25 protein-coding genes and 2 pseudogenes are annotated in these 25520 nt (G+C 72.8%); 12 read left to right on the forward strand and 15 right to left on the reverse strand.

Features of this window, described 5'->3' with window-relative positions; genetic code table 11:
* The 7 genes and pseudogenes from ABZ863_RS32950 to ABZ863_RS32980 form a co-directional block, all read right to left on the reverse strand.
* Nucleotides 1-1564, reverse strand: a pseudogene (locus ABZ863_RS32950) (hypothetical protein); the annotation flags it as partial.
* Nucleotide 1565: 1 nt separating this feature from the next.
* Nucleotides 1566-3020 carry an ATP-binding protein gene (locus tag ABZ863_RS32955; protein WP_124273723.1) on the reverse strand — a complete coding sequence of 485 codons (1455 nt, stop codon included), beginning with the start codon at nucleotides 3018-3020 and terminating at the stop codon, nucleotides 1566-1568.
* Between the two features lie 36 nt (nucleotides 3021-3056).
* Entirely contained in the window at nucleotides 3057-4610 is a 1554-nt protein-coding gene (locus ABZ863_RS32960; RefSeq protein ID WP_023418158.1) for an SCO6880 family protein, read from the reverse strand.
* Complete coding sequence (locus ABZ863_RS32965) at nucleotides 4607-5923, reverse strand: hypothetical protein (RefSeq protein WP_033953315.1); 1317 nt, start codon at nucleotides 5921-5923, stop codon at nucleotides 4607-4609. Before ABZ863_RS32965 ends, ABZ863_RS32960 begins: the two co-directional genes overlap by 4 nt.
* Nucleotides 5913-6740: a hypothetical protein gene (locus tag ABZ863_RS32970; protein ID WP_033953316.1), complete on the reverse strand. Its 828-nt coding sequence runs from the start codon at nucleotides 6738-6740 to the stop codon at nucleotides 5913-5915. The genes ABZ863_RS32965 and ABZ863_RS32970 overlap by 11 nt, the downstream gene beginning before the upstream one ends.
* Before the next feature lie 168 nt (nucleotides 6741-6908).
* Nucleotides 6909-7217, reverse strand: coding sequence for a hypothetical protein (locus ABZ863_RS32975; protein ID WP_003949576.1), 309 nt, complete (start codon nucleotides 7215-7217; stop codon nucleotides 6909-6911).
* A gap of 443 nt (nucleotides 7218-7660) precedes the next feature.
* Nucleotides 7661-8494, reverse strand: coding sequence for an alpha/beta hydrolase (locus ABZ863_RS32980; RefSeq protein WP_358341697.1), 834 nt, complete (start codon nucleotides 8492-8494; stop codon nucleotides 7661-7663).
* Nucleotides 8495-8591: 97 nt separating this feature from the next.
* On the opposite strand from ABZ863_RS32980, the gene ABZ863_RS32985 reads away from it, so the two are divergent.
* Both ABZ863_RS32985 and ABZ863_RS32990 read left to right on the forward strand, forming a co-directional pair.
* On the forward strand, nucleotides 8592-9146 hold the full coding sequence (locus ABZ863_RS32985; protein ID WP_358543447.1) for a hypothetical protein: 555 nt from the start codon (nucleotides 8592-8594) through the stop codon (nucleotides 9144-9146).
* Between the two features lie 384 nt (nucleotides 9147-9530).
* On the forward strand, nucleotides 9531-10085 hold the full coding sequence (locus tag ABZ863_RS32990) for a hypothetical protein (RefSeq protein ID WP_358543450.1): 555 nt from the start codon (nucleotides 9531-9533) through the stop codon (nucleotides 10083-10085).
* 17 nt (nucleotides 10086-10102) lie between these two features.
* On the opposite strand, the gene ABZ863_RS32995 is transcribed toward ABZ863_RS32990, so the two are convergent.
* Nucleotides 10103-11293, reverse strand: a complete 1191-nt coding sequence (locus ABZ863_RS32995; protein WP_358290040.1) for a substrate-binding domain-containing protein — start codon at nucleotides 11291-11293, stop codon at nucleotides 10103-10105.
* Nucleotides 11294-11520: 227 nt separating this feature from the next.
* Here ABZ863_RS32995 and ABZ863_RS33000 point away from each other — a divergent pair, with 227 nt between their 5' ends.
* Nucleotides 11521-12075, forward strand: coding sequence for a DUF6328 family protein (locus tag ABZ863_RS33000; RefSeq protein ID WP_023418151.1), 555 nt, complete (start codon nucleotides 11521-11523; stop codon nucleotides 12073-12075).
* Between the two features lie 601 nt (nucleotides 12076-12676).
* Nucleotides 12677-12919 carry a hypothetical protein gene (locus ABZ863_RS33005; RefSeq protein WP_358543452.1) on the forward strand — a complete coding sequence of 81 codons (243 nt, stop codon included), beginning with the start codon at nucleotides 12677-12679 and terminating at the stop codon, nucleotides 12917-12919.
* Nucleotides 12920-13166: 247 nt separating this feature from the next.
* On the opposite strand, the gene ABZ863_RS33010 is transcribed toward ABZ863_RS33005, so the two are convergent.
* Together ABZ863_RS33010 and ABZ863_RS33015 are read right to left on the reverse strand one after the other, a co-directional pair.
* A complete protein-coding gene (locus ABZ863_RS33010) occupies nucleotides 13167-13823 on the reverse strand; it encodes a response regulator transcription factor (protein WP_033953919.1) in 657 nt (218 codons plus the stop codon).
* Between the two features lie 8 nt (nucleotides 13824-13831).
* Nucleotides 13832-15088 carry a sensor histidine kinase gene (locus ABZ863_RS33015; protein ID WP_358195037.1) on the reverse strand — a complete coding sequence of 419 codons (1257 nt, stop codon included), beginning with the start codon at nucleotides 15086-15088 and terminating at the stop codon, nucleotides 13832-13834.
* Between the two features lie 390 nt (nucleotides 15089-15478).
* On the opposite strand from ABZ863_RS33015, the gene ABZ863_RS33020 reads away from it, so the two are divergent.
* Nucleotides 15479-16051, forward strand: coding sequence for a heme-binding protein (locus ABZ863_RS33020; protein WP_358543455.1), 573 nt, complete (start codon nucleotides 15479-15481; stop codon nucleotides 16049-16051).
* Between the two features lie 40 nt (nucleotides 16052-16091).
* Nucleotides 16092-16712, forward strand: a complete 621-nt coding sequence (locus ABZ863_RS33025; protein ID WP_023422220.1) for an ankyrin repeat domain-containing protein — start codon at nucleotides 16092-16094, stop codon at nucleotides 16710-16712.
* A 31-nt stretch (nucleotides 16713-16743) separates the two neighbouring features.
* Here the strand turns inward: ABZ863_RS33025 and ABZ863_RS33030 are convergent, their stop codons facing one another.
* Nucleotides 16744-16926 carry a hypothetical protein gene (locus ABZ863_RS33030; RefSeq protein WP_128464102.1) on the reverse strand — a complete coding sequence of 61 codons (183 nt, stop codon included), beginning with the start codon at nucleotides 16924-16926 and terminating at the stop codon, nucleotides 16744-16746.
* 46 nt (nucleotides 16927-16972) lie between these two features.
* On the opposite strand from ABZ863_RS33030, the pseudogene ABZ863_RS33035 reads away from it, so the two are divergent.
* Nucleotides 16973-17155: pseudogene (locus ABZ863_RS33035) on the forward strand (winged helix-turn-helix transcriptional regulator); the annotation flags it as partial.
* 26 nt (nucleotides 17156-17181) lie between these two features.
* Here the strand turns inward: ABZ863_RS33035 and ABZ863_RS33040 are convergent.
* From ABZ863_RS33040 to ABZ863_RS33050, 3 genes are all read right to left on the reverse strand, one after another.
* Nucleotides 17182-17871, reverse strand: coding sequence for a hypothetical protein (locus ABZ863_RS33040; RefSeq protein ID WP_033953927.1), 690 nt, complete (start codon nucleotides 17869-17871; stop codon nucleotides 17182-17184).
* Between the two features lie 156 nt (nucleotides 17872-18027).
* The gene (locus ABZ863_RS33045; RefSeq protein WP_234479791.1) at nucleotides 18028-18132 is read right to left on the reverse strand and encodes a DUF397 domain-containing protein; all 105 of its coding nucleotides are present in this window, start codon (nucleotides 18130-18132) and stop codon (nucleotides 18028-18030) included.
* Nucleotides 18107-19048, reverse strand: a complete 942-nt coding sequence (locus ABZ863_RS33050; protein ID WP_023422217.1) for a helix-turn-helix transcriptional regulator — start codon at nucleotides 19046-19048, stop codon at nucleotides 18107-18109. Before ABZ863_RS33050 ends, ABZ863_RS33045 begins: the two co-directional genes overlap by 26 nt.
* A gap of 209 nt (nucleotides 19049-19257) precedes the next feature.
* Between ABZ863_RS33050 and ABZ863_RS33055 the strand changes: the two genes are divergently transcribed.
* Genes ABZ863_RS33055 through ABZ863_RS33065 form a run of 3 tightly spaced genes read left to right on the forward strand, consistent with a single transcriptional unit; the run spans nucleotide 19258 to nucleotide 20793 of the window.
* Nucleotides 19258-19452 carry a hypothetical protein gene (locus ABZ863_RS33055; protein WP_023422216.1) on the forward strand — a complete coding sequence of 65 codons (195 nt, stop codon included), beginning with the start codon at nucleotides 19258-19260 and terminating at the stop codon, nucleotides 19450-19452.
* A gap of 3 nt (nucleotides 19453-19455) precedes the next feature.
* Complete coding sequence (locus ABZ863_RS33060) at nucleotides 19456-20406, forward strand: MvdC/MvdD family ATP grasp protein (protein WP_128464101.1); 951 nt, start codon at nucleotides 19456-19458, stop codon at nucleotides 20404-20406.
* 3 nt (nucleotides 20407-20409) lie between these two features.
* Nucleotides 20410-20793: a hypothetical protein gene (locus ABZ863_RS33065; RefSeq protein ID WP_008413917.1), complete on the forward strand. Its 384-nt coding sequence runs from the start codon at nucleotides 20410-20412 to the stop codon at nucleotides 20791-20793.
* 12 nt (nucleotides 20794-20805) lie between these two features.
* On the opposite strand, the gene ABZ863_RS33070 is transcribed toward ABZ863_RS33065, so the two are convergent.
* Complete coding sequence (locus ABZ863_RS33070) at nucleotides 20806-22725, reverse strand: serine/threonine-protein kinase (protein ID WP_358341694.1); 1920 nt, start codon at nucleotides 22723-22725, stop codon at nucleotides 20806-20808.
* A 186-nt stretch (nucleotides 22726-22911) separates the two neighbouring features.
* Between ABZ863_RS33070 and ABZ863_RS33075 the strand changes: the two genes are divergently transcribed.
* Nucleotides 22912-23985: a DUF4034 domain-containing protein gene (locus ABZ863_RS33075; protein ID WP_358195034.1), complete on the forward strand. Its 1074-nt coding sequence runs from the start codon at nucleotides 22912-22914 to the stop codon at nucleotides 23983-23985.
* Between the two features lie 139 nt (nucleotides 23986-24124).
* The coding region (locus ABZ863_RS33080; protein ID WP_358543460.1) for an aspartate aminotransferase family protein at nucleotides 24125-25520 on the forward strand (1396 nt) is incomplete at its 3' end.

Raw genomic sequence — 25520 nt, forward strand, 5'->3', positions numbered from 1 at the left:
ACCCGCCAGGCCGCCCGAGATAACCTCCAGCGCCGCAGAAAGATCCGCATCGTGCGCGCGCAGAAACACCAACGCCTCCGCGAGCATCGAGCCGGCCGGCGGGTGACCGTGCGGCCACGCGGCGGCCGTGCTCGACCACGTATGAGGCGAACGCGGTGACCAGGGGGACCGCGCCCGGATGGGACTTCGGGTCCTCGACGGACTCGCCCACCACGTAGAGAGTGCCCCGTTCGGCGACGAATGACTCCACCGCCGTGAACTCCGTGCGGTTGGGTACGCATGCGTTGCGGATGTGGACGGAGCTGAGCGAAGCCAGGGTCCTGCCGATGAGTTCAAGGGCCTGGTCCCGGCGGACCGGGTGGGCGGTGAGCGCGCTCTCCAGCTCGCCCGCACTGCCTGCCGCCGCGCGAGGGTGCGTCCGAAGGACCGTCACGGCCTCCTGGAGCTGGCTGCCTTGGGACCACCGGTGGAGGTGCTTGATTCCTTTGTCGGCGGTCTCCGCGGCATGGAGGAAGCACCGGAGCATCGTCTGGGCGGTGTCGGCGATGGCGGCGTCCAGAGGGGAGTGCGGCCTGACGGGTGCGAGGAGAGCGACGGACCTGGTCGTGGCCGTCGCCATGTCCTGGCACCCTGCGGTCGGGGACCAGCGGAGGCGGTCAGGGGTGTCGCAGAGGTGGGACGGGTCGTAGAGGTGGACCGGGCCGAGCTTGCTGCGGGCGTCCTTGGTCTCGGCCCAGAGCATGGGGGCCGAGGTGACGACGAGGGCGGCGCCCTCCGCTGCCTGGAGGGCTCGGGCGGCCAGTTCGAGGCGGTGTTCCCGGGGGCCGAGCTGGACCTGCGGCATCGAGTCGGGCAGACCGGTGTCGACACCGTAAGCACTCGAACGAGTGAACGGGGGAGCGGCTTGTTCCGGTCGCGGCGAGGGGAACATCGTTTCGACGGGAGTGCTCGGAGGGGCAGCCGCGAACGATCGGACATCTGGGTCCTGCTGCGACAGCTGGGACTCGGTCTCGTGCGGGGAGGTGCGGGAGGAAGAAGGCTCCGGCCTGGGTGCGGCTGGGGAGGGCGATGCGTAGTGCTGTGCGGAGGTCGTGGGCGTGGGTTTCAGGAGGGTCGGCTCGGTGGGGGCCGGCATGCCGGTAGGAGCGGTACTCGGAGGGATGGCGTCGTTGCGGGCGGTCCGGTCCCTCCGGGTGGCCTTGCGGCGGGCGAGGGAGAAGGCGACGGCCAGTGCCAGAGTGAGGACCAGGAGGAGCTGGCCGATGGCCAGGCCCCAGAAGAGGCCCCAGCCGGAGAGCTGGGCGGGTGGCGTCCCGGGCCAGGCGGACGGCAGGTCCTGGGGTGCGGAGAGCAGGGATCGGAGGGCTGCCGGGGTGCGGGTGAACTCCACGCCGACCGGCCAGGCGCCGTGGCTGAGGAGGCCGGCGAGGCCGGTCGCCGTCCACACCAGGCAGGTGGAGGCCAGAAGGAAGGCGAGGACGCCGATCAGCAGGCCGTCGGGTACGCCGCGCTGGGCGGGTGCCGCGTCGGCCGAGGAGCCGCGCTCCCGGGGTGCGGCGGCCATCTCACGCCACCGTGGACGTCGACTCGGGGTAGCCGTGGTGCCCGGCGTCGGGGTAGTGGGCCCGTACGTGCTGTTCCATCATGGCCGCTCGCTCTTCCGCCTCCTGTTCGGCGGCGAGGAGGTCCGCGTTGAACCCCAGGTCGTCCGGGTCGACGGAGGACTCCGTCATGGCCCGGTCGGTGAAGACGAGGGGGCGTTCGGTCTCCGTGATCAGGTGTTTGACGACCTGCACGTTGCCGTTGACGTCCCACACGGCGATGCCTGGTGTCAGGGTCGGGATGATCTCCACCGCCCAGCGGGGCAGGCCGAGGACGCGGCCGGTGGCGCGTGCCTCGTCGGCCTTCTGGGCGTAGATGGTGCGAGTGGAGGCCATCTTGAGGATGGCGGCCGCTTCCTTGGCCGCGGCGCCGTCCACGACGTCGGAGAGGTGGTGGACCACCGCGACGAAGGAGAGGCCGAGGCGTCGCCCGAACTTCAGCAGACGCTGGAAGAGCTGCGCGACGAAGGGCGAGTTGATGATGTGCCAGGCCTCTTCGACCAGGAAGATGCGCTTCTTCCGGTCGGGGCGGATCCAGGTGTGCTCCAGCCAGACACCGACGATCGCCATGAGGATCGGCATGGCGATCGAGTTCCGGTCGATGTGGGAGAGGTCGAAGACGATGAGGGGGGCGTCGAGGTCGATGCCGACGGTCGTCGGGCCGTCGAACATGCCCCGCAGGTCACCGTCGACGAGCCGGTCGAGGACGAGCGCCACGTCCAGGCCCCAGGCGCGGACGTCGTCTATGGCGACGTTCATGGCCTCGGCCGACTCCGGCTTCGGGTGGCGGAGCTGGTCGACGATGTCGGTCAGGACAGGCTGGCGGTCGGTGACCGAGTTGGTGACGTACGCGTGGGCGACCTTCAGGGCGAAGCCGGAGCGCTCGTCGAGTCCGTGGCCCATGGCGACCTCGATGATGGTGCGCAGCAGCGCCAGCTGGCCCGTCGTGGTGATCGAGGGGTCGAGCGGATTGAGGCGGATGCCCATGTCGAGGGCGGCCGTCGGGTCGAGGCGGATGGGAGTGATGCCCAGTTGCTCGGCGATCAGGTTCCACTCGCCGACCCCGTCCTCGCCCTGGGCGTCCAGGACGACGACCTGGCGGTCGCGGAAGCGGAGCTGGCGCAGGACGTACGTCTTCTCCAGCGCGGACTTGCCGTTGCCGGACTCGCCGAGGACCAGCCAGTGGGGCGCCGGCAGCTGCTGGCCGTAGAGCTGGAAGGGGTCGTAGATGTACCCCTTGCCGCTGTAGACCTCCCGGCCGATGATCACGCCCGAGTCGCCGAGGCCGGGAGCGGCGGTCGGCAGGTACACGGCCTGTGCCTGCCCGGTGGAGGTGCGGACAGGAAGCCGGGTCGTCTCCACCCTGCCGAAGAGGAACGAGGTGAACGTGTCCGTCAGGGCGGTCAGCGGATCGCGCATGGCAGGCCCTCCTTCAGCGGGTCGTGGCGTACGGGGTCAGCGGCGGATGCCGGTGGCGAAGGGCAGGGTGTTGACGAAGGCGCGGTGGTGCTCGCGGTCGCACCACTCCAGCTTCAGGTACGACTTTCCGGCCGAGGCGCGGATGGTGCGCTTGTCGCGGGCGAGGGCCTCAGGGTTGCGGGAGGAGACCGTGATGTAGCCGACGAGGTTGACGCCGGCGGCGCCGCTGGCCAGGTCCTCGCCGCGCTGGTCGAGTCGGGAGTTGGCGGCGGCGTCCCGCGGGTCGACGGTGCGGTTCATCTTGGCCGCGCGGGAGGCGTCCGCGTCGTCGTTGGTCTTCTCGGTCAGCATGCGCTCGATGGCGACCTCGGTGGGCTCCAGGTCCATGGTGACGGCGACCGTCCGGATCACGTCCGGCGTGTGCACGAGGAGCGGGGCGAGGAAGTTGACGCCCACCGGGGTCATCGGCCACTCCTTCACCCATGCGGTGGCGTGGCACCAGGGAGCCCGGGTGCTGGACTCGCGGGTCTTCGCCTTGAGGAAGGTCGGCTCGACGGCGTCGAGTTCGGCGGGCCAGGCGTTGCGCTGGGACATGGCCTGAATGTGGTCGATCGGGTGGTCGGGGTCGTACATGGAGTGGATCAGGGACGAGAGGCGGCTCTGGCCGAGGGGCTGGCGGACGCGGATGTCCGCCTCCTGGAGGCGCGAGCAGATGTCGGTGAGCTCACGGGCCATGACCACGGCGAGGCCCGCGTCGCGGTCGAGGCGGCGGCCGCCACCCTGGCGTCGGGAGGCGCGGGCCATGGCGTTGGCCTCGGAGGCCAGCTCGCGGGAGTAGTGCATGCAGGCGACCAGGTAGGCGCGGTGCTGCTCGCTGGAGGTGGAGACCATCGACTGGAGCTGGTCGTAGGAGCTCTGCAGCCAGCCGGGGGAGCGGGAGTCGCCGCGCTGGGCGACGTCCTTGGCGTGGGCGTCGGGGTCGGCCGGCAGGGTCCGGGCCAGCATCTGGAGGCGGGTGACGAAGCCGTCGCCGTTGGCGACGTGCTTCAGCAGGGTTCCGAAGCGGTCGACGAGGGCTTCCTGGTCCTCGGAGTCGCGCAGGCCGACGCCCGGGCCCTCGATCTCGATGGCGGCGGTGACGGTCCGCCGGTCGGCGTGGAGCAGGACGGCGATCTCGTCCGGGCCGAAAGGGGCGGCGAGCCAGTTGATGCGGCCGATTCCCGGCGGGGGGCCGACGGCGACCTCGCGGCCGTCGAGGCGGGTGCCCGCTTCGGCGCTGGAGGAACGGTAGGTGGTGCCGCGGCGCAGCATCCGCTTGTAGCTCCGGTTGATCTCGAACCACCTGTAGAACGTGCGGCCCTTGTAGGGGACGTAGACGGCGGCCAGCCCGACCATGGGGAGGCCCGCGAGGAGGGCGATGCGTACCGAGAGGGTGGGCACCAGCAGCCCGCACATCATGCCGAGGAACGCGCCGAAGACGATCAGGACGATCTCGCCGGTCTCGCGGTTCTTGCCGATGACGGCGTTGGGGCGGGCGCGGCCGATGAGATACGTACGGCGCGGTGCGATCGAGTGGGACGTCGTCGTCAACGCCCGTCACCTCCGGAGCGGGGGGAGCCGGTGGAACTGCCTCGGGAGCCGGCGTGCGGGCTGTTGACCGGGTTGCCCGAGCGTGGAGGGGGCGCGCTGGGGGAGCCGCCGCCCGAGCCGCCCCGGGAGGCGTGAGCGGCCATACCGCCGCTCGCCTGGTTGGCGGGGCGGGGCTGGGAGGAGCCGCCGCCGTCGCCGCCGCTCTGGCGGCCGCTGTGGGCCTTGATGCCCTGCGAAACGAGGGCCGCGGGGGAGGAGAGGACGGCTGCGGCGCGGCCCTCCGCGCCGTGGGAGAGGCGGTTGTTGCGGGAGGCGGCGATCTCGTCGCCGAAGCCGGGGACGAAGCGGTAGATCATGGCGCTGGCGAAGATGGCGAGGAGGATGATGGCGAGGCCGGAGACGACCGCGGAGAAGGCGTTGGGGCCGTCCTCGGAGGAGAGCGCGCCGGCGAGGCCGAGCACGATCACGATCACGGGCTTCACCAGGATCACGGCGATCATGATGCCCGCCCAGCGGCGGACGTGCTTCCAGAGGTTCTTGTCGACCAGGCCGGCGTAGACGACGGTGCCGAGGAGGGCGCCGACGTAGAGGAGCGCGGCGCGGATCACCAGTTCGAGCCAGAGGACGCCCGCGGCGACGATCGAGACGAGAGAGACCACGATCAGCATGATCGGGCCGCCTCCGATGCCCTCGCCCTTCTTCAGGGCTTCGGAGAAGGTGCCGAAGAAGGCGTCGGTCTGGCCGCCGGTCGACTTGGCCAGGACCGTGGTGACGCTGTCCGTCGCGGAGACCACGGTGTAGAGGATCAGGGGGGTGAAGGCGGAGGCGAGCACGGTCAGCCAGAGGAAGCCGATCGCCTCGGAGAGCGCGGTCGTCAGCGGCACGCCCCGTACGGCGCGCTTGGCCACGGCGAGGAGCCAGAGCAGCAGGGTCAGGACCGTGGAGGCGGCGAAGACGACTGCGTACTGCTGGAGGAACTGGGGGTTGGTGAAGTCGACGTTGGCGGTGGAGTCGACGGCGTCGGAGAGCTTGTCGACGGTCCAGGCGGCGGCCTGGGCGCAGCCCTTGGCGAGGGAGGAGAGGGGGTCGAGGGTGGAGCCCAGGGGGTCGGGGGTGGACCTGGTGCCGGCTCCGCCGCCGGAGGGGTTGGTACCGCTTTCGCAGTAGTCCCTTGCGGGACCGACGATGAGGTCGCAGCGTTCGTCATCTGGTGGGTCCGGGGCAGCGAACGCGCTTGTCGCGGAGTGCAGAAGTGCTGTCGGTACCGCTGCGACAAGCGCGGAGAACCTGATGGCCCGTGCACTAGCGCGCATAGCTGAATCCACCGAACCCTTCGACGGCCTTGGAGATCTCGTCCGCAGGGGAGACGCGGTTGTCGCCGTTCACCGGGGCGGGCCCGGGGGCCTGTGAGAAGCTCTCCACCTTCCAGTCGTCCTCCGCCCAGCGGAGATCGAGAGTGAGGGTGAACCAGTCGCTGGTCACAGGGTTTCGGGAGTCTTCGCCTGCCGTGCCGTACACGCCCGTGCACCACACCTCGAGCGAGGCTTGGCCGGCGGAGAAGCTGCGGACTTTGGTGCCGACCGGTGTTGTTCTCGAGATGTAGGTGGACCCTGTGGCCGCCTCGCCGTTCTTGTCGAGCCCGAGATCGCTCAGGAACTTGTCCGAGTACGCTTTGTCGAACTTCGCCGTGAGCTCATCCTTCTTCTCAGCGACGAAGACACTGTCGATGATCTCGCTGCGACGGGCCGGCTTGATGATCTCCGCCGAGACGAGAGCCACCGCGTAATTCGCCGCAGCGCTCTCCGCCCCCTGTTTGGTCCGGGGATGTCCCGTAGGGATGCCCGACGTCTGGGTGTCCACCGGCTTCGTGCCTGTGGGGGACGTCGGGGAGGCGGCAGGGCCCCGGGCATCTGAAGGGGTGTCGGGGTTGCCGGTGTTCTGGTTGGCGAAGGCGATGGCGGCGATGAGGAGGACCACGACGCCGACGACGGTGATGAGGCTCCTGGAGGGGCGCATGGAGCGGCGGGCGGTGTCGTAGGTGTCCTCGTCGCCGGGGAGGCGGGTGCGGGTCTGGCCCGTGCCGCCGTACCGCTCGTCGGTGTCGTAGCCCTGTTCGTCTCCCGGATTCATGCCGCGTACGCCCCCTCGGCGTCGACGTAGGGCCGCACCGTTCGGTGGGCTACGTACGACGGTAGTCCTGCTCGTGGCCGCGCGGGCGCGGTGTGGTGACTGGACATCAGGGAGACACGACCTCAGCCGGTGGGCTCGACGGACGGGTGGTGGGGGCGGGGCGGGCGGTCAGACGGCCATGCCGTACACGATCGTGAAGAGGGTGCCGAGGGAGCCGATGATGAAGACGCCGGTCAGGCCGGCGATGATCAGGCCCTTGCCCTGCTCCGCGCTGAAGGTGTCGCGCAGTGCCGTCGCGCCGATGCGCTGCTTGGCGGCGCCCCAGATCGCGATGCCCAGGCAGAGCAGGATGGCGATGGCCATGACCACCTGGATCATGGTCTTCGCTTCGTTCCCCAGCTCGCCGAAGGGCCCCCAGTTGGGGGCGATCCCGCCGATGATGGTGGTGATGTCGCCCTTGTCGGCTGCCATAAGCATGTAACTCACCGCCCCTAGTGGGTTGTTCTTCGCCCTCTGCCGGTGTGCAGAGGTCACGCCCATTCTCGCCGAGGAGTGTGGTGTTGCGGCACCGCATTGGCGCCAATCCCTGGCCGAGTTTGCGTGGGAACCCGTCCGCGCGCCCCGCCGGTAACGAGGAGCGGTGCACGAGGACACGCATGGTCACTCTGTGTATCACGCCGCGTGACGTCGGGCAATGAAGATCGTTGCGGCGAGTGGCTGGAGTGGGGGACCGCTGACCTGCGGTGGGAGGGGTGGGAGGGGGCTGGAGTGGGGGGTTCCGGCGAGGTGGGGAGGGTGAGGTGTGGAAGTGAGGAGTGACGGGTTCCGTGAGCAGAGGTGAGGGAGCGTCAAGGCGTGGAAAAGGGCTCGCGTAATGGGGTTGGGGGATGGTCGGTGGTGGACAGCGTGGGCGGTGTCGCTCACGGGTGCCCGTGCTGTGTGCCCGCGCCGGGGCGTCGGCTGTCCAGGAAGGCGGCGACCGCCTCGGCGAACCCGGCCGGGTCGTCCGTGTGGAGCCAGTGGCCGCAGGCGGGGAGTTCGCGGAGTGCGGTGTCGGGGCGGGCGTCGGCCATCCAGCGGGCGGTGGACGGGGTGAGGAGGAAGCTGTGCTCGGCGCGCAGGAGGAGTGCGGGGGGCCCGGCGGAGCGTACCCAGGCGGCGGAGAAGTCTCCGGCCAGGGCGGCCTGGGAGGCCATCAGGTCGGCCTGGTCGAAGAGGAAGCCCCAGCCGTCGGGGAAGTGGTGGGCGCTGTCGAGGAAGCAGGCGGTGTCAGGGATGCCCCGGGTCTCGACCGCCTCGCGCAGGGCCTCGCGGCACGGGACGCGGCGGGACCAGTCGGTGATGTCCAGAATCGGCTGGGTCTCCGGTGGCTGGTTCTTTACGGTCATGTCGGCGACGACCAGGGTCTGGACCAGCTCAGGGTGGCGTTCGGCGAGGAGGAAGGCGATGGCGCCGCCCATCGAGTGGCCGAGGACCGCCGCCGGGGTCAGCTCCAGGGCGTGCAGCAGGGCGGCGGTGTCGGCCACGTACTCCTCGAGGGTGAAGGTGCCGCCGTTGTCGGAGAGGCCGTGCCCGCGGAGGTCGGGGGCGAGGACGCGATAGCGGCTGGTGAGGGCGGCGGCGAGGGGTGCGTAGGTGGTGCCGCGGCCGAAATGGCCGTGGAGGGCGAGGAGGGTGGGGCCGGGACCGCCGAAGTCGAGGCAGGAGAAGCGGCGGCCTCTCAGGTGGAGGGTGCGGGGGGTGGGCGGAGGCACGTGGGGTCAGTCCCGGGGAGGTTCTTCGGTGGTCATGGCCTTGCGGAGTTCCAGCAGGGCGGTCAGTGCCTGGCTGTACATGCGGAGGCTCTTTTCGTTGTGGCTGTTCATCGCGCTCCCTGACCTCCTGGAATGCCTGGCGGGGGTGCGGCCCGGCCTGTACGAGGCCGCGGACGGGGAGACGCCGACGTTCACCTGCGTGTCCGATGCGGACGGGGACTGTTCCTTCGTCGTGACCGGGACCGCCGTCGGGGGTTTCAACGAGGGGCCGGGGTTCTGGGTACGGCGGGTCGCGGCGCCCGAAGCATGGTTCGGGAACGACGCGTTCCGGATGGGCGGGACCGTCACCACGCCGTACCGGGTTCCAGACGCCCCGGCCCACGGCGGCCACCACGTGCAGCTCGACCGCGACGGGGCCGGGCGGGTTCATGGTCAGGTCGGGCGGGAGCAACCGGACCGCTTCCGCCGGGAGCCGGTCACCTCGCCGCGCATCACACCGGCGGCACCGCCACGCCGATCGACCCCGACCCGGCCGGCGTCCCCACCCAGACGGTCACCGGCGCGCCCGACCCGGCCGTCACGGTCGTCACCGTCCGCCCCGGCCGGGCGTACCAGATCACGGAGGACGGCGGGCCCGGCGGCTACGAGCTGACCTCGTCGACGTGCCGTGGCGACGACGGGGGAGCGGGCCTCGTGACCTCCTCCTCACCGTCAACTCCGTTCAGCGCGGCACCTGCACGATGGTCAACACCGTCGTACCGCCGTCACCCGCCACGGTCACCCTGGGCAGAGTGACCTGCACGAGCACCAGCACCCACCGCAAGCCCGGTCCGAAGCCGACCCCGGACCCGTCTTCGGGGCCGCACCCGCCGGGCCCGCTGCCGGACGCCGGTCTGGCCGGGGCGTGGCTGGTGGTCCGGGTCCGCCGGAGCGCGAGGGGGTGGTAGACGGGAGAGCGGCGTAGTGCCAGGGAGGGGCCAAGAGCTCTCCCTGGCACCCCGCCGCGTTGTCGGTCCCGTCCCCTACCCTTCCCGGCATGGGCAACCACAGCAGCGCCCTTCTCGCGGAGAACGCCACCTGGCAGGCGCTTCAGGCCACCGCGCTCGGCGAGGTCCGCCGGCGCGCCGCGCTGGTCGCCGCCGAGGCCGACGTGGAGCCGGCCACGGTCGACGGCGCGGAGCGCCTCGCCTGGAACGACGGCGGCGGCCAGTCCGCCGTCTGGTACTTCACCGCTGACGGCCGCGCCCTCCTGCTGACCTTCGACCACGAGGGCTCCCTCAACCTCTACGCCGAGGACGACTACGCCCTTCAGGTCTCCCTGTACCGAGGCGTCCCGGACGACCTGGTGGCCCTGGTCCGTGACCGCCCGGAGAACTACGAGTCGCTCAACCTCACCGACCCGGACTCCGGCGCCACGATCCACTACGCGGGCGGCATCTTCTGGTTCGACGGCGGCTCCTGGCACATCGCGGACGGCCTCGCGGCCTACTGCGAGCAGGAGAAGATCGAGCTGAACGGCGAGGCCGGTTTCAGCTACTGCCTGGCCCCGTACCACTTCGGCGAGGAGCTCCCGGAGCCCGGCGGCAGGTGACTCCCGCCCGCCGCTGCTCAGTCGGCCGCCCCGCAGATCCGCAGCCCCTCGGGCGTCCCGCACGGCAGATGCCCGTGGGTGCGCACCACGTCCTGCCCGGGCCCGCGTGTGGCGAAGGCGAGGAAACCGGCGGTCAGGGAGTCTGCCGGGGGACGCCCGTAGGTGTACGCGTACTCGATCTCCCGGTACGGGTACGCGTCGTGGCCGGCGCCGTCCAGCGTGGGGCGCCGCCCGTCCAGGCTGAGCCTGCGGACGCCTTCCAGGGTGCTGGTGGTGCGCAGTTCGCTGTAGCCCAGAGCGCCGGGGACGCGGGCCACGGTGGCGATGACCTGGTCGGTGGTGTCCAGCTCACAACGGATGACGGGCGCCGTCGGGTTGTCTTTGCGGGAGCAGTCCCGCGAGGAGGCGGGCGGCTCGAACGCCCCGTCCAGCAGGCGGCGTTGGAGCACGTCCCGGGTGCCTGAGGCGGCGCCCCGGCCGGCCAGCACGATCGACAGCGAACGGCCGGCGCCGACCTCGCGCCAGTCGGTCACCTCGCCCGCGTAGATCCGTCGCAGGTCGGCGAGGGTCAGGTTCCACACGGGGACGTCGGCGTGGGCGAGGAGGGTGAAGACGGAGACGGCGAGCCGCGTCCCGGCCAGGCCGCCGCCCTCGCCTCCCTCGGCGCCCACGTCCCCGGTCTCCTGGCCCTGGGGGGCGGGCCCGTCCGAGAGTGCCACCAGGCCCGGGGCGCCGTCCTTCGCGGCCGCCCCGCGCTCGGCCAGCTCCCGCAGGCCGGTCGTACTCCCGTGCGCCGTCACCGTGATCTTCGAGCCGGGGCACTGCTCCATGTACGCCTCGGCCAGTTCCTCGGCGACCGGCGCGAACGCCGTCGAGCCCGTCACCTCCAGGCTCCCCGTCGCGCACCCCATCGGCGGCGGCTCGCCGCCGGTGACGATCAGCCCCGCCAGCAGCGCGATGCTGACCAGGAACGCCATCGAGGTCAGCCGGGCGGGACGGCTGAACACCGGGGGCTTCTCGTCCGGGGTCAGCGACTCGTTGGGGTGCACGTCGCCGTCCCCGATGGCGGTGTCGAGCTGCACCCGGTACCCGATGCGCCGCCTGCGCGGCACCATCCGCTCGTACCACCACTGCCCGAACGCGATCGAACTCGCCACCGCGAACGTCCCCACCGCGATCACGTTCTCGGCGTTGACCACCCACTCCATCCCGGCCCCTCCCCCGATCGGCCCCGACCCCGCCCGTACGCCTGTACGGGTCGGGGAGGGACACCGTAGGAGGCGCGGAGCCGCTGCGGGGGTGGTGGCGGGAAGTTCGGGAGGTGTTCACCCGGAGCCGGGGCTTCCGTCCCCCCGGGACCCGTGGCACCCGCCCCACCTGCATGTTCGTACCGGTTCGGGGCACACGGACGGAGCTGAGACGGAGGATGCCGACCATGACCATGACCGACCCGTACACCTGCCCTTCCTGCTCCTGCGGGCAGCACGCCCGCACGGTTGCCGCGGGGCCGCCCCAGCTGGAGGAGGAACGTCCGGAGACGGCCCGCGAGCGGGTCAACCGGAAATGGAACGAGGTCCTCCAGGAGACCCGGGTCGCGCAGACGGGCATCTCGATCCTCTTCGGCTTCCTGCTGAGCGTCGCCTTCACCTCGCTCTTCGGCGAACTGGACGGCCTCGACCGCGGGATCTACGTCGTCACCGTGGTCCTCGCCGCCCTGGCGACCGCCTCCCTCATCGCCCCGGTCTCCCTCCACCGCTTTCTCTCCGGCCTGCGCGTCAAGGACGAACTGGTCGACGCCGCCGCCCGCCTCATGGTCTGCGGCATGGTCCTCCTCGCCCTCACCATCTGCGGCACGCTGCTGCTGATACTGCGCACGGCCGTCCCGTCGCTGCTCGCCGAGGTGCTGGTGGGCGGGGTGATGGTGTGGTTCGGGCTGTGCTGGTACGTGCTGCCGTGGATGATCCGGCGCCGGGCGGGACGCAGGCGGTAGGGGGCGCGGCTCACCGCGGGGCGTGGACCCAGCGCAGGGGCGGGGCGCTCGCGCCGTGGACCGGGTAGTGGTGCGCCCGTCTCCGTGATCCGCAGCCGTGCGGCGTCGATACCCGGACTTCCCGCGTCGCGCCAGGCGGGCAGGACCTCCTCGACCTGGCCCCGGAGACGTACGGGTCCGCCCCGACGCACGGTCCAGCCGGCTGAGGCCGGGGAGCCCGGGACGAGCTTGGCGAAGGACTCGCGGCCCGGGGCGAACAGGTGCCTCCGTTGCTCGCCCTCCGCCGACGGACGTGGACGAGCTGCGCCTCAGGGACGATCAGTTGGGCGAGGAAGGCCGGAGTCCACGCGTCCGGCACGCCCGTCGGAACACGTACCTCCTCCTCGCTGCCGGCATAGGCCGCACGGCCTGCGAGGACCCGGCGCTCCTCGCCCCGCTGGCTGCCGGCCGCGCGCCCATTCGCTCGTGCGTGTCCGGCCTCTCGTACGCGTTCACGCCGCACGCACCTGCGCCCAGGCGCGCTTGCCCCAGCGCTCGGGGTCGGCGCCCCAGCGGGCGGCGACGGCGTCCACGAGGAGCAGGCCCCGGCCGTGTCTCCCACGTGCGCAAGTGGGCGGCCGGGATCACGGACACGGTGGCATCGGGGGTGCCGGCCGAGGCCGTACATCTCGGGGTGCCGGTGGTCGCCGCGCCGTTCTGGTCCACGGCGCTGGGCACGCAGCCTGCGGTGGGGCGGGCGGTGGAGACCTTGCGGGGGCAGGGGGTGCGGGTGGTCTTCACCGAGGGGGAGCCGCATTTGCCCAAGCGGGGGGATGGGGCTGGGTTCGGGTGGGGGGAGGCTTAGGGGGAGGTTAGTCAGGCCGCCGGGGGAGCGGTATTACCTCCAGCGCCGTGATCCGCCTGCCCTTGTCCTCATCGAGGCCGTCGGGCTCCCCCCGTGCTCGCGGAAACACACCTCCCCACCTGCACTCTCAGACGCCCTTTGCCGTCCCTCGATTTAGCCACCGCTCCCCTCCCTCTCAACCCCCGGCCTGCGCACCCCCGCCCACCACACCCACCCGATCTGCGAATACGCTCCCCCCGACGACCCCTCATCCCAACAACCGCCTCTCCTTCCCCACAGCCACCGCCCCCGCCCGTGTCTCCACCCCCAACTTCTGATAAATCCGGCCCAGATGGGTCTTCACCGTCGCCTCGCTGATGAACAACGCCCTGGCGATCTCCCGGTTCCCCAACCCCTGCGTCAAGTGCCGCAGAATGTCCCGCTCCCTCGGCGTCAGCTCCGGCTGCGGGTTCCGCAAGTGAGTCATCACCCTCTGCGCGACAGGCGGCGACAAGGCCGTGCGGCCTGAGGCCGCGGCCCGGATGGCGGTGAAGAGTTCTTCGGGGCGTTCGGCTTTCAGCAGGTAGCCCGTGGCGCCGGCCTCGACGGCTCGGGTGATGTCGGCGTCGGTGTCGTAGGTGGTGAGGACGAGGACGTACGGGGTGTGGCCGGGGAGGGTGGTGAGGCGGCGGGTTGTCTCGACTCCGTCGATTCCTTCACCGAGTTGGAGGTCCATGAGGACCAGGTCGGGGTGGTGGAGGGCGGTGAGGGCGAGGGCTTCCTCGCCGCTGCCTGCCTCGGCTACGACCTCGATGCCGGGGGCGCTGGAGAGGAGGGCGCGCAGGCCGGCGCGGACCACGGCGTGGTCGTCGCAGAGGAGGAGGCGTACGGGGGGTGGGGTGGGCTCGTCGTCGGCGGCGGGCACGTGGGCTCCTACGGGGCGGGCGAGGTGGCAGGGGTCAGCGGGATCGTGGCGGTGAGGACCGCGCCCTCGCCCGGGGTGGACTCGATGGCGAGGGTGCCGCCGAGCTGGCGCAGGCGGGCGCGGATGGCGGGGAGGCCGTGGCCGCGCAGAGGGTCGGGGTCGCCCAGCGGGTCGCGCGTACCGCCGGGCTCGGGAGCCGGAAAGCCCCGGCCGTCGTCGGCCACGTCGAGGGCGACCGTGTCGTCGAGGCAGGTCAGGGTGAGGGCGGCGGTGTGGGCGCCGGAGTGTTCGCGGACGTTGGCCAGGGCGCCCTGGGCGGTGCGGAGGAGGGCGGAGGCGGCCTGGTCGGGGAGGTGGGTGTCGGGGCCCTCGGCGTGGAAGCGGACGGTGAGGCCGTCGCGGGACTCGCGGGCGGCCAGGGTGGCGAGGGCCTGGGCGAGCCCGGCGCCCTCGGCGAGGTCGGCGGGGGCCAGGTCGTGGACGAGGCGGCGTGCCTCGGTGAGGCCGTGGGCGGCGATGGAGGCGGCGGTGCGCAGATGTGTACGGGCCGCTACGGGGTCGGTGTCCCACTGGCGGTCGGCCGCCTGGAGCAGCATGTTCTGGCTGGACAGGCCCTGGGCGAGGGAGTCGTGGATCTCGCGGGAGAGGCGCTGGCGTTCGGCGAGGGTGCCCTCGCGGCGTTCGGTGGCGGCGAGTTCGCGGCGGGTGCGGACCAAGTCGTCGATGAGGTGCTGGCGGCGGGTGGCCTCGCGGGTCAGGTAGACGAAGACGCCGGTGGCGAGGGCGGCGACGACCGGGGGGAGGAGGAGATGGTTGGGGTCGAAGCCGTCTGCCAGGCGGAGTTCGGCGAGGACGACGAGGGTGGCCAGGGCGGTGACCAGGGCGACGGCCGAGCGGGTGGGGAGCAGCCGCAGCGCGGTGTGGATCAGGGGGACCGCGCACCAGGCGAAGCTCGGCGCGAGCAGCACGATCACCACCCAGCAGGCGACGACCACGGCCAGCCGTACGCCTGCGGCGCGACGGCTCCCGGGCCGAGCCTGCCCGGCGACCTGCACCACGGCGAGGACGACGCTGAGCCCGACGATCCAGGGCAGCCGGTCGCTGCCGCCGTGCTTGAGGACGTAGCGGAGCAGGGCGCCGGCGAGGAGGACGACGAACGCGGTGGTGAGGAGGGCGGAGAGCAGGCGGTCGTCTCGGGTCTGGGCGCCGGGAGCAAAGGCCCCGGGGGAGGGCGGTGGCTGGAGGGCGTCGGCGGGGTGGCGCATGGGGTGGGGCCTGGCCTTCGGTGGTGCGGGACTGCCGGACGGGACTCGGGCTGCGGGCGGTGGGCGGCCCGTGCGGTGTGCGGCTCCGGCCCGCCCGGGGTGCCGTCGGCCCGCCCCGCCGCGCGAGCCGGGGGTCCTCGCATCATCGCCCCGGCCCCCGCCCGCCGCATCAGCCGATCGGCTGACCCGCGTGTCGCCCGTCCGGTACGGCCCCGCGAGCCGGGCGGAGGACGGGTGGCGGCACGCCCCGGAACCAGGATGGAAGCAGGCCGGCGGCCCGGCGGCCCGACAAGGTCCCACCGGGCGAACACGCCGCGGGCCCGGGCCGACAGCCCACCCCGATTCCCCTTCCGTGCCGGCCCGGTGCGGACGCTCACCCGAGGAGTCCCCATGTCCTTCTCCACCGCCTTCCGCTCCACCCGCACCCGCGTGCTCACCGGCTCGGCCGTCGTCGTCGCACTCGGCGCCGGGGCCTTCGGCGCCGTCTCCGCCAGCGCGGACACCGCTCCTGCCGCGAAGCCCGCCGCGGCCCAGGCCGCCGATGCCTCCGGGCGTAACGTCACGCAGACCTCGCACCTGACGATCGCCGCCGCCACCAAGGCCGCGCAGGCCGCTCTCGACGCGGCGGGCAAGGAGAAGCAGAAGGTGTCGGTCGCCGTGGTCGACCGGGACGGGCGTGCCCTGGTGACGCTGCGCGGGGACGGTGCCGGTCCGGAGTCGTACGAGGCGGCACGGGAGAAGGCGTTCACCGCCGTGTCCTGGAACGCGCCCACCTCCGAGCTGGTCAAGCGGCTCGACAGCGCGCCCACGCTCAAGGACATCCCCGGCACCCTCTTCCTCGCCGGCGGCGCCCCCGTCACCGTGAAGGGCGCCCCGGTCGCGGGCATCGGTGTGGCGGGCGCCCCCAGCGGCGACCTGGACGAGAAGTTCGCCAAGGCCGGTGTCACCGCCCTCTTTCGCTGACCGCAAGAGCGGGAACAGCGGGGCCGAAGGAGGTCAGGCCGTGTCGCGGCAGGAGCAGAAGAAGGCCGAGGCCCGGCTGATCGAGGCGGCCGAGGCGGGTGACACCGCCGGAGTGAAGGCGGCGCTGGCGGCGGGCGCGCGGACCGAGGTGAGCGACGCCTCGGGGCGCACCCCGCTGCTGCTCGCCTCACTCGGTGACCATGTCGCGGCGGCCCGGGCGCTGGTCGAGTACGGGGCCGATCCGGACGCGCAGGACGACCGGGACGACAGTGCCTGGCTGGTCACCGGGGTCACCGGCAGCGTCGAGATGATGCGGACGCTGCTGCCGGCCGAGCCGGACCAGGCGCTGCGGAACCGGTTCGGCGGCACCGCGCTCATCCCGGCCGCCGAGCGCGGGCACGTGCCGTACATCCGTGCCGCGTTGCGGGAGGCGTCGATGGAGGTGGACCACGTCAACGGCCTGGGGTGGACCGCGCTCCTGGAGGCGGTGATCCTCGGCGACGGGGGACCGGACCACCGGGAGACCGTCCGGCTGCTGCTCGCCGCCGGGGCCACCCCGGACCTCGCCGACCGGGACGGCGTCACCCCGCGCGAGCACGCCGAGCGGCGTGGCTTCGACCGGATGGCGGAGCTGCTGCGAAAGGCCGAGGCCGAGGGGTGAGCCCCTGCGGCTGAGGGCGGGGCGGCGGTGGTCAGTCCAGGACCGCAGTCGCCTCCACCTCGACCAGGTGCTCCGGCACGTCCAGCGCGGCCACGCCCACCAGCGTGCCGGGCGCGGCCGGGGTCTCTCCCAGCCGCGACCCGGTCGCCACGGCCACCTGCCGGTAGGCACCGGCCTTCGGCAGTCCCTCGGGGCCCACCAGGGTGATCGCCATGCTGCCGTCTCCTTGTCGTCGTACGTCCGCGAGGACGTGGTGGGCCCAGAACCTGCGCATGCTGGAACGGAACGGGCTGGTGGAGCGTTACGTGCACCCCACTGTTCCGCCCCGCGTCGACTACGCCCTCACCGAACCGGGGCTGGCCCTGCGCGAGACGACCCACCTGATGTGCGCCTGGACGCAGCGGTACCTCGGGCCCATCGAAGGGGCGCGGGGGCGGTTCGAGGGGGGGCGCCGGGCTCCGGGTGACGGTCAGCCGAGCAGGCCGAGCGCGTCCAGGGAGGTCCCGGAGGCCCACTGCTGCAACTGCCGCCCGTCGACCAGGTGGTCGCCGCCCGGCCGGGAGGCCCATTCGATCTCGGCGGGGCTGTACGTGCCCATGCTGATCACGACGCGGATCACCCGGTCGTCGGCGGGGCCGCCGGGTTCGCGCAGGGTGGCGGGGCCGCCCGGGGGTTCGGCCGCGCCGGGGCCGTCGTCGACCGGGCGGAACGAGACGTCGAGGCGGCGGTCGCGGCGGTCGCGGGCATAGAGGCGGGGCCGGCCGTCGTCGGGCATGGGCAGGACGTGCCAGCCGTCGCGGCGCAGGATGCGTTCGGCGGCGACGGCGAGGCCGTGGTCGTCGAGGACGGCGAGTTCGGCGGGGGTGTAGCGGCCGCCGCGCCGGCGGACCACCGCGCGCCGCCAGGGGACGCCGACCAGGGTGGCGGCGGCGAGGAGGAGGACGCCCAGGAGCAGGGCGCCGAGGCCGTAGGCCCGGTAGAGCCAGGCGAGGCCGACGACGGGGCCGGCGGTGACGAGGACCATGCCGGCGAAACCGGGGAGTATGTCGCGCAGTCCGGGACCGGCGCGGCCCTGGGAGCGCAGCTCGGCCACGGTCTGGCGGCGTTGCGAGCGGCGCGAGGGGGCTGGGGGCCGGTTGTCCTGCCGCTGCTCGGTCACCGTCGGCTCCCCCTCACCCGGCGTGCGCCGTCTCTCCGGCAGGCGAACCGTTTCGCCTGCGTGCTCCACCCTCGCACGCGGCCCCCGCCCCTGCCCGCCCCGGGGCCGACTGGGCGTACCCGGCGGGCGCGCCGACCGGGCCCCGGCGAGCGGGACCTAACCCCGCGTCACCCGGAGGAACACACGCCACGCCCGGTCCGAGACCCGTACCGTCCCGCGGCCCGGGTCCTTGCTGTCACGTATCGGCACCAGGCCGGGCAGGTCGTCGCGGACCTCGACGCAGTCCCCACCCTGCGTGTTGCTGTAGCTGCTCTTGCGCCACGGACCGGCGACGCCGTCGGGAGACGCGAGTGACACCGTAGGAGCCCTCCAACACGTTGCGGATCATGGCTGCGGACGCATGGGGTGAGAGCGCCTGGGCGTGAAGCTGGTCGAATGCTAGCCCGAAGCCCGCGGCCGCCTCGGGGTCGTCGATCAGCTCTCCGGAGTGCGAACTTTCCAGGTAGGCGACGTCGGGGCGGCGGTCGAAGCTGAGGACGGTGACCGAGCCGCCGAGCGCCGGGTGCACGCCGGCGGAGAAGGGCAGTACCTGGAGCGAGACCCGTTCCGTCTCCTGCATGTGCAGCAGGTACGTCAGCTGCTCCCGCATCACCTCCGGCTGCCCGATCGGTCTGCGCAGCACGGACTCGTCGAGGATCGCCCAGAAGTACGGCGGCGACTCCCCGGTGAGCAGCAACCGCCGCTCCAGCCTGGCGCGTACCAGGCTCTCCAGGGCGCCGCCGACGCTGGGCCGGGCCGCCGTCAGCAGGGCGCGGACGTAGCTCTCGGTCTGCAGCAGGCCCGGCACGGTGGCGGCCATGTACTTGCGCATCCGGGTGGCGCGCTGCTCGAACCGCATGAAGGCGCGCGACCAGTCCGGGTACGGGGTGCGCTCGATGTGGGCCCAGAGAGCGAGGAGTTCGCCGTCGGCGTCGAGGGCCTGGTCGAGGAGTTGGCAGACCGTCTGGCTGGGCGTCTCGCGGCCGAGTTCCATCTGCGCGAGACGCCCCTGCGAGGTCGCGCCCTTCGCGGCCAGCTCCGTCTGGCTCCAGCCCTTCGCTCTCCGCAGCCGGCGGATGCGCGCGCCGAGCAGCGCAGCGAGCGAGGCGGTGGGGTCCACGGACTTCGGCGCTGGCATCTGCCCCCCGGTCTGGGTAATCAGGAACGCGATTGATTACCGGATTGTCCCTACTTTCGCCACGCTCTGGGCACAAGTTCCCTTGACCGGACGTCCGGTCGGGCGGGCGTCTCAGGGGGTGTCTGGCACATCCCGCACGGCACCCACGGCGCCACCCGCACACCCCCGTTCGCGATCCGACAGAGGCCAGACGCCGAGGAGAGTGCACGATGACGATGACGCCCTTCGCCCTCCAGTACGCCCGCCCGCAGGCCGGCGAGCCGGCGGCGCCCTACGCCTTCGACCAGGCCGAGCAGGTCAACGTGCTGGCCGGCGGCGGGTACGCGGCCGAGGACACCGCGCTCCTCGCCCGGCTCGGCTCCACCGCCTCCACCGCCGGGAGCAAGACCCACTGGGACGACTGAGCGATGACCGTCCTCGTCCTGACCTGCGAGGAGGACGTCACCGCCGACGCGGTCGTGCTCCGGCTGCGCAGACGCGGCGTCCCGGTCCTCCGGCTCGACCCCGCGGACTTCCCCGGCCGCGCCGGCCTCGCCGTCCGCGTCACCCCGGACGGCCAGGTCACCGGCCACCTCGCCACCCCGGGCGGGCGGCTCGCCCTGGAGGAGATCCGCTCGGTGTGGGTGCGCCGCCCCGGAACGCCGGGGGCGCACGCCTCCGCCGAGCAGCGCGCATGGATCACCCTGGAGTGCGAACGGGCCCTCTGGGGTGCTCTGCGCGCCACCGGCGCACGCTGGATGAACGATCCGGACGCCCTGGAGCGCTCCCGCCACAAACTCTGGCAACTGGCCACCGCCGCCCGCGCCGGGCTGCGTGTCCCGGACACCCTCGTCACCACCGACCCCGACGAGGCGGCGCGCTTCCAGAAGGCGTACGCGGACTCCGGGAGCGGGCTCGTCGTCAAGTCGGTGACCGGACGTCACCCGCAGAATCCGCCGCTCACCATGCCCACCGCCGCCGTCCCGCCCGACGCCGACTTCACCGGCGTCGCGGCCTGCGCCACCTGCCTCCAGCAGCGCGTTCCCAAAAGCACCGACCTGCGGCTCACCGTCGTCGGCGACCGGTACTTCCCGGCGTACGTCACCCCGCGCACCCCCACCCTCGACTGGCGATTCCTCCCCGCCGACGCCAGCACCTGGGTGGCCGGAGAGGTGGACGGCTCCTTGCGCGCGGCCGTGCGCCGCTATCTCCAGGAGGCCCAACTCGCCTACGCCGCATTTGACTTCGCGATCGACGAGCAGGGCGATCCATGGTTCCTGGAGGCGAACGCGGGCGGTCAGTTCCTCTTCGTCGAGATCGAGACGGGTATGCCCATGACAGAGGCGATCGCCGCCTGGCTGGCAATCCGACGGGAGTGAGTGATGGCGGGACGACTGCCGGACGAGCGCGAGTACCCTGCGCCCATGGGTTACTTCGACGACCTGTCCCCCGAGCGGACGTGGACGCCCCGCGTCTGCACCCTCTGCTGGGAGCCGTCCCGCCCGCTGGCCCTGATGTTCCCGGTCAAGTCCGTCCACTTCTGGCGGGTCACCGACGAAGAGGGCACCAAGCAGAAGCTCCGCCACGAGTCCCAGCAGTGGTTCGCCTGCGACCGCTGCAAGGAGTACGTGGTGGAGCACCGCTGGGACGAGCTGGCCGCCGAACTCGGACACCCTGACGGCTACTTCGAACCGCTCGCCGAAGCCTGCCTGAACACCGGGTGGAGCTTCCGCAAGGGCGGCCGGACGGGTGAGCCCTCCGCCTGATCCGGGCCGGGCTCAGCCCGTCTTGGTGTAGGTCAGGGATTCCCCGGTCACGTCGTTGACGCGGGTCAGGCGGCCGTCGCCGTGCAGGGTCAGGGTGGTGGACTCGCCCGCGCTGCACGAGGTCATCGGCTCGCCGACCACCACCCGGGACGGGCCGACCCGCACCGGGCCACGGGAGTTCGGAACCTCGGTCAGCTCCGCCTGGAAGACGCAGCGGTACGAACTGGCGCTGCCCTGGAGCGGCCCGGTCGCGGTGAGCGAGAGGACGGTGTCGCCCACCTCGCCCTGCTGGAGGACGAGACGGCGCTCGTCGGTGGTGCCGATGGTGGTGGTCCAGGTACCCAGGAAGGCGGCGGGGACGGTGTCCCCCTCGCCTTCGTCGTCGTCCTCGTCGCCGGAGGGCGTGCCCTCGGCCGGGCTCGCGTCGCTGCTCGGGGTGCCGGAGCCGCCCGGATCGGCGGAAGCGGTGGGCGAGGGCTGCTTCGGGTCGGTCGCCAGGTCGTCGCCGTCGTCCCCGCTGAGGTAGGCGTACACCCCGGCACCCGCGCCGAGGGCGACGATCAGCGCGACGACCAGCAGGAGGACCGTCGGGGCCCGGTCGCGCGCGGGCACCGGCAGCGGGGCCGGGCCGTAGGGCGGGGTGGGCGCCAGCCCCGGGTGCTGGTGGGGCTGGGGGTAGCCGTACGCGGGGTGCGGCTGGCCGTAGGCGTGGGCCGGGGGAGCCGAGGGAGCCGGGGCCCCGTGGGGCTGGGCCGTGGGCTGGGGCGGGGGTGGCGGGGTGGTACCGACGACGACCGTGGGGAGGTGGTTGACGCCGCCGGGCGGGGGTGTGCCGGGGGTGCCCGGGTCCGGCGGAGCGGGGGTGGACTCCGGGGCCGGAGCCGGAGCGGGCGGGGTCGCCGGGGTGGCGGGAGCGCCCGGCGCGCCCGGCCTGCCGGCGGGCGTACCGGGTGCCTCGGCCGGTGCGGAGACGTCGGGTGCTGCGGGTGTGGCCCCGGCGGCGGGGCCGTTCTCCGGGTCCTCCCGGTCGAGGAGGCGGACCGCGTGGCGGCCGAGCTGGGCGACGAGGCCGCCGGGGAGCCAGGGGTCGATGGCCTTGCCGTCGCTGACGGTGTCGTCGGCGCCGGTCAGGGCGAGCAGGCGGTCCAGGGTGGGGCGGTCCTCGGGGTTTTTGGCGAGGCAGGCGCCGATGAGGCCCTGGAGGTTCTCCGGGACGTCCGCGAGGTTGGGCGGCTCCTGGGCGATGCGGTACATCAGGGCGTGGACGCCGCTGCCCGCCGTGCCGAACGGGAGCGCGCCGGTGGCCGCGTAGGCGAGGACCGAGCCGAGGCAGAAGACGTCGGCGGCCGGGGTGACGCGGTCGCCGCGGACCTGCTCGGGGGCCATGAACCCCGGCGAGCCGACCACGGCGCCGGTCCGGGTCAGGGCGGCCTCGGCGGTGGTCTCCAGGGCGCGGGCGATACCGAAGTCGATGACGCGCGGGCCGTCGATGGTGAGCAGGACATTGGAGGGCTTGAGGTCGCGGTGGATGAGTCCGGCCGCGTGGATGTCCTTCAGCGCGTGGGCGAGACCGGCGCCCAGGATGCGGACGGAGCGCTCGGGCAGCGGTCCGTGGTGCGAGGCGACCACCGACTGGAGCGAGGGGCCCGCGACGTACCCGGTGGCCAGCCACGGCACCTCGGCCTCGGTGTCGGCGTCGAGCACGGGGGCCGTCCAGGCGCCGCCGACCCGCCGCGCCGCCGCGACCTCCTTGCGGAACCGGTCGCGGAACTCGGCCCGTTCGGCCAGCTCACGCCGGACCAGTTTCACCGCGACGGTGCGCCCGCGTCCGGAACGCGCCAGATAGACCTGTCCCATGCCGCCCGCGCCGAGGCGGGCCTGGAGGCGGTACGCCCCTATCTGCTGCGGGTCCCCCGGACCGAGCTGTTCCATCGCGGCGCCGCCTCCCCCGTAACACGCGTCTGCCACTGCTCCGGAGGATAGTCGGCGGGCGTGCGCCCGCGCCCCGGACCGCCACCCTTCGTATCCGGACCGGAACGACAAGGTGCTCCCCGGCCGGGCGGGAGAGGCCGGGCCAATTCCCTTGCCCAGGGGGTCGCGTGGCGGCATGATCACGCGGTGATCAGCATATTCGTCTTCGCGGCCGCCGGTATCGGTGTGGCCTCCATAGCCTCCCGGGTGCGTCGTTCCCGGGAGCGGGCGGCGTTCGACCCCGCCCCGCACGGCCTGGTGCCCCGTGCCCAGCTCGACCCGGACCGGGCCGGGCCCCCGCGGACCGACCCCGACCACGACGTCTTCGTCGAGGCCGTCCTCGGCGCCCGCCGGGGGGAGTGGAAGCAGGCCGCCGCCTACGTCGAGGCGGCCGGGCAGGACTGGGACGAACGCTGGTCGCGCGTCGAACTCCTCCAGGAACTCGCCCAGGAGGACGACGACTGGCTCAAGCGGTGGCGCAAGGCCCACCCGGAGAGCGGCGACGCGGCCACCGTCCGCGCCGGACTGATGGTCCACCGGGCCTGGGCGATCCGGGGCAGCGCCTACGCCCACAAGGTCTCCCAGGCCCACATGGACACCTTCCAGCGGATGCTCCCCGACGCCATGAAGGCCGCCCACGAGGCGTCCGAACTCGCCCCCGCCGACCCCGGCCCCTGGGTCGTGATGCTGACGGCCGCCCGCGCCCTCAACTACGACCACGGCCAGTTCTCCCGCCTCTTCGCGGGGCTCCAGACCCGTGCCCCCTACCACTGGGCGGGCCACCTCCAGGCCCTCCAGTACTGGTGCGCCAAGTGGCACGGCTCCGACGAGCTGATGTACGACTTCGCCAAGCGGGCCCTGGCCGCCGCCCCGCCCGGCTCCGTCCTCCCCGGCGTCTACCTGTACGCGCTGGACGAGGACGGGCAACGGTCCGGCCGGCGCCTCATGGGGACCGAGCCGGCGGACAAGGGGCTGTTGTTGACGGTGGCGCGGGCCCTCGCCACCGTCCCCGAGACCGACCCGCGCCTGCCCGGCCTGCGCCACCTCCTCGCGTACCACCTGATGCGGTGCGAGATGTACGAGGCCGCGCTGCCGGTGTTCCGCGCGATCGGGCCCTGGTGCGGGGCCTCGCCCTGGCGCAAGGGGGACCAGGACCCGGTGGACGCCTTCGACGAGGCGCGGACCACGGCCGCGCTCAAGGTGGCCAAGGGACGAGGCTGATACCGGGGGCGGCCCGGGCGCTCTCCCCGCCCCGGCCGCCCCGTGGGAGCCGCCACCCGACAACCTGTCGCGCCCGCCTCCCGCCACCAGACACACCGCCCATTGCCCCGGCCGCCTTCCACGCTCTTAGCCTGTGGGCATGACCCCTCAGTCCAGCCAGCACGGCTCTCCCCTTCCGGGGCTCCCCGAGCCCGACCCGCAGACCGGTGCCGCCGTCAAGGCCGCCGACCGGGCGCATGTGTTCCACTCGTGGTCCGCGCAGGACCTGATCGACCCGCTCGCCGTGGCCGGCGCTCAGGGGTCGTACTTCTGGGACTACGAAGGCAACCGTTTCCTCGACTTCTCCAGCGGCCTGGTCTTCACCAACATCGGCTACCAGCACCCGAAGGTGGTCGCGGCGATCCAGGAGCAGGCGGGCAGACTCGCCACCTTCGCCCCGGCTTTCGCCGTCGAGGCACGCTCCGAGGCGGCCCGGCTCATCGCCGAGCGGACCCCGGGCGACCTCGACAAGATCTTCTTCACCAACGGCGGTGCCGAGGCCGTCGAGAACGCCGTGCGGATGGCCCGCGTCCACACCGGCCGCACCAAGGTGCTGAGCGCCTACCGCTCGTACCACGGCTCCACCGCCGCCGCGATCAACCTCACCGGCGACCCGCGCCGCTGGGCCTCCGACAACGGCAGCGCCGGCGTCGTCCGCTTCTGGGCGCCGTTCCTCTACCGCACGCCCTTCTACGCGGAGAACGAGGCGCAGGAGTGCGAGCGCGCCCTCGCCCACCTCGAGTCGACCATCGCCTACGAGGGCCCGCAGGCCATCGCCGCGATCATCCTGGAGACCATCCCCGGCACCGCGGGCATCATGACGCCGCCGCCCGGCTACCTCCAGGGCGTCCGCGAGATCTGCGACCGGTACGGGATCGTCTTCATCCTGGACGAGGTCATGGCCGGGTTCGGCCGCGCCGGCACCTGGTTCGCCGCCGACCTGTACGACGTGGTGCCCGACCTGATGACCTTCGCCAAGGGCGTCAACTCCGGGTACGTGCCGCTCGGCGGCGTCGCCATCAGCGGCAAGATCGCCGAGACCTTCGCCAAGCGGCCCTACCCGGGCGGCCTCACCTACTCCGGGCACCCGCTGGCCTGCGCCGCCGCCGTCGCCACGCTGCGGGTGATGGAGGAGGAGGGTGTGGTCGAGAACGCCGCCCGGCTCGGCGCCGAGGTGGTCGAGCCGGAGCTGCGCCGCCTCGCCGAGCGTCACCCGAGCGTCGGCGAGGTCCGGGGCGTCGGCATGTTCTGGGCGCTCGACCTGGTCAAGGACCGCGAGACGCGCGAGCCCCTGGTGCCGTACAACGCCACCGGCGAGGCCAACGCGCCGATGGCCGCCTTCGGTGCCGCCGCCAAGAAGCGCGGGCTGTGGCCGTTCATCAACATGAACCGGACCCACGTGGTGCCGCCGTGCACCGTCAGTGAGGAGGAGCTGAAGGAGGGTCACGGTCACTCAGTAGCACGCGCCCACCCTAGCCGGGGTCGGGCTACGGGCT

Source organism: Saccharomonospora sp. NPDC046836 (genome assembly GCF_040645195.1).
Taxonomy (GTDB): Bacteria; Actinomycetota; Actinomycetes; order Mycobacteriales; family Pseudonocardiaceae; genus Prauserella_A.

Excerpts from the sequence above, each read along its gene's own strand:
- ABZ863_RS32955 (WP_124273723.1), bottom strand. The coding sequence starts at position 3,020 with ATGCGCGATCCGCTGACCGCCCTGACGGACACGTTCACCTCGTTCCTC.
- ABZ863_RS32965 (WP_033953315.1), bottom strand. The coding sequence starts at position 5,923 with ATGCGCGCTAGTGCACGGGCCATCAGGTTCTCCGCGCTTGTCGCAGCG.
- ABZ863_RS32970 (WP_033953316.1), bottom strand. The coding sequence starts at position 6,740 with ATGAATCCGGGAGACGAACAGGGCTACGACACCGACGAGCGGTACGGC.
- ABZ863_RS32975 (WP_003949576.1), bottom strand. The coding sequence starts at position 7,217 with ATGCTTATGGCAGCCGACAAGGGCGACATCACCACCATCATCGGCGGG.
- ABZ863_RS32990 (WP_358543450.1), top strand. The coding sequence starts at position 9,531 with ATGGGCAACCACAGCAGCGCCCTTCTCGCGGAGAACGCCACCTGGCAG.
- ABZ863_RS32995 (WP_358290040.1), bottom strand. The coding sequence starts at position 11,293 with ATGGAGTGGGTGGTCAACGCCGAGAACGTGATCGCGGTGGGGACGTTC.
- ABZ863_RS33000 (WP_023418151.1), top strand. The coding sequence starts at position 11,521 with ATGACCATGACCGACCCGTACACCTGCCCTTCCTGCTCCTGCGGGCAG.
- ABZ863_RS33015 (WP_358195037.1), bottom strand. The coding sequence starts at position 15,088 with ATGCGCCACCCCGCCGACGCCCTCCAGCCACCGCCCTCCCCCGGGGCC.
- ABZ863_RS33020 (WP_358543455.1), top strand. The coding sequence starts at position 15,479 with ATGTCCTTCTCCACCGCCTTCCGCTCCACCCGCACCCGCGTGCTCACC.
- ABZ863_RS33030 (WP_128464102.1), bottom strand. The coding sequence starts at position 16,926 with ATGGCGATCACCCTGGTGGGCCCCGAGGGACTGCCGAAGGCCGGTGCC.
- ABZ863_RS33050 (WP_023422217.1), bottom strand. The coding sequence starts at position 19,048 with ATGCCAGCGCCGAAGTCCGTGGACCCCACCGCCTCGCTCGCTGCGCTG.
- ABZ863_RS33055 (WP_023422216.1), top strand. The coding sequence starts at position 19,258 with ATGACGATGACGCCCTTCGCCCTCCAGTACGCCCGCCCGCAGGCCGGC.
- ABZ863_RS33060 (WP_128464101.1), top strand. The coding sequence starts at position 19,456 with ATGACCGTCCTCGTCCTGACCTGCGAGGAGGACGTCACCGCCGACGCG.
- ABZ863_RS33065 (WP_008413917.1), top strand. The coding sequence starts at position 20,410 with ATGGCGGGACGACTGCCGGACGAGCGCGAGTACCCTGCGCCCATGGGT.
- ABZ863_RS33070 (WP_358341694.1), bottom strand. The coding sequence starts at position 22,725 with ATGGAACAGCTCGGTCCGGGGGACCCGCAGCAGATAGGGGCGTACCGC.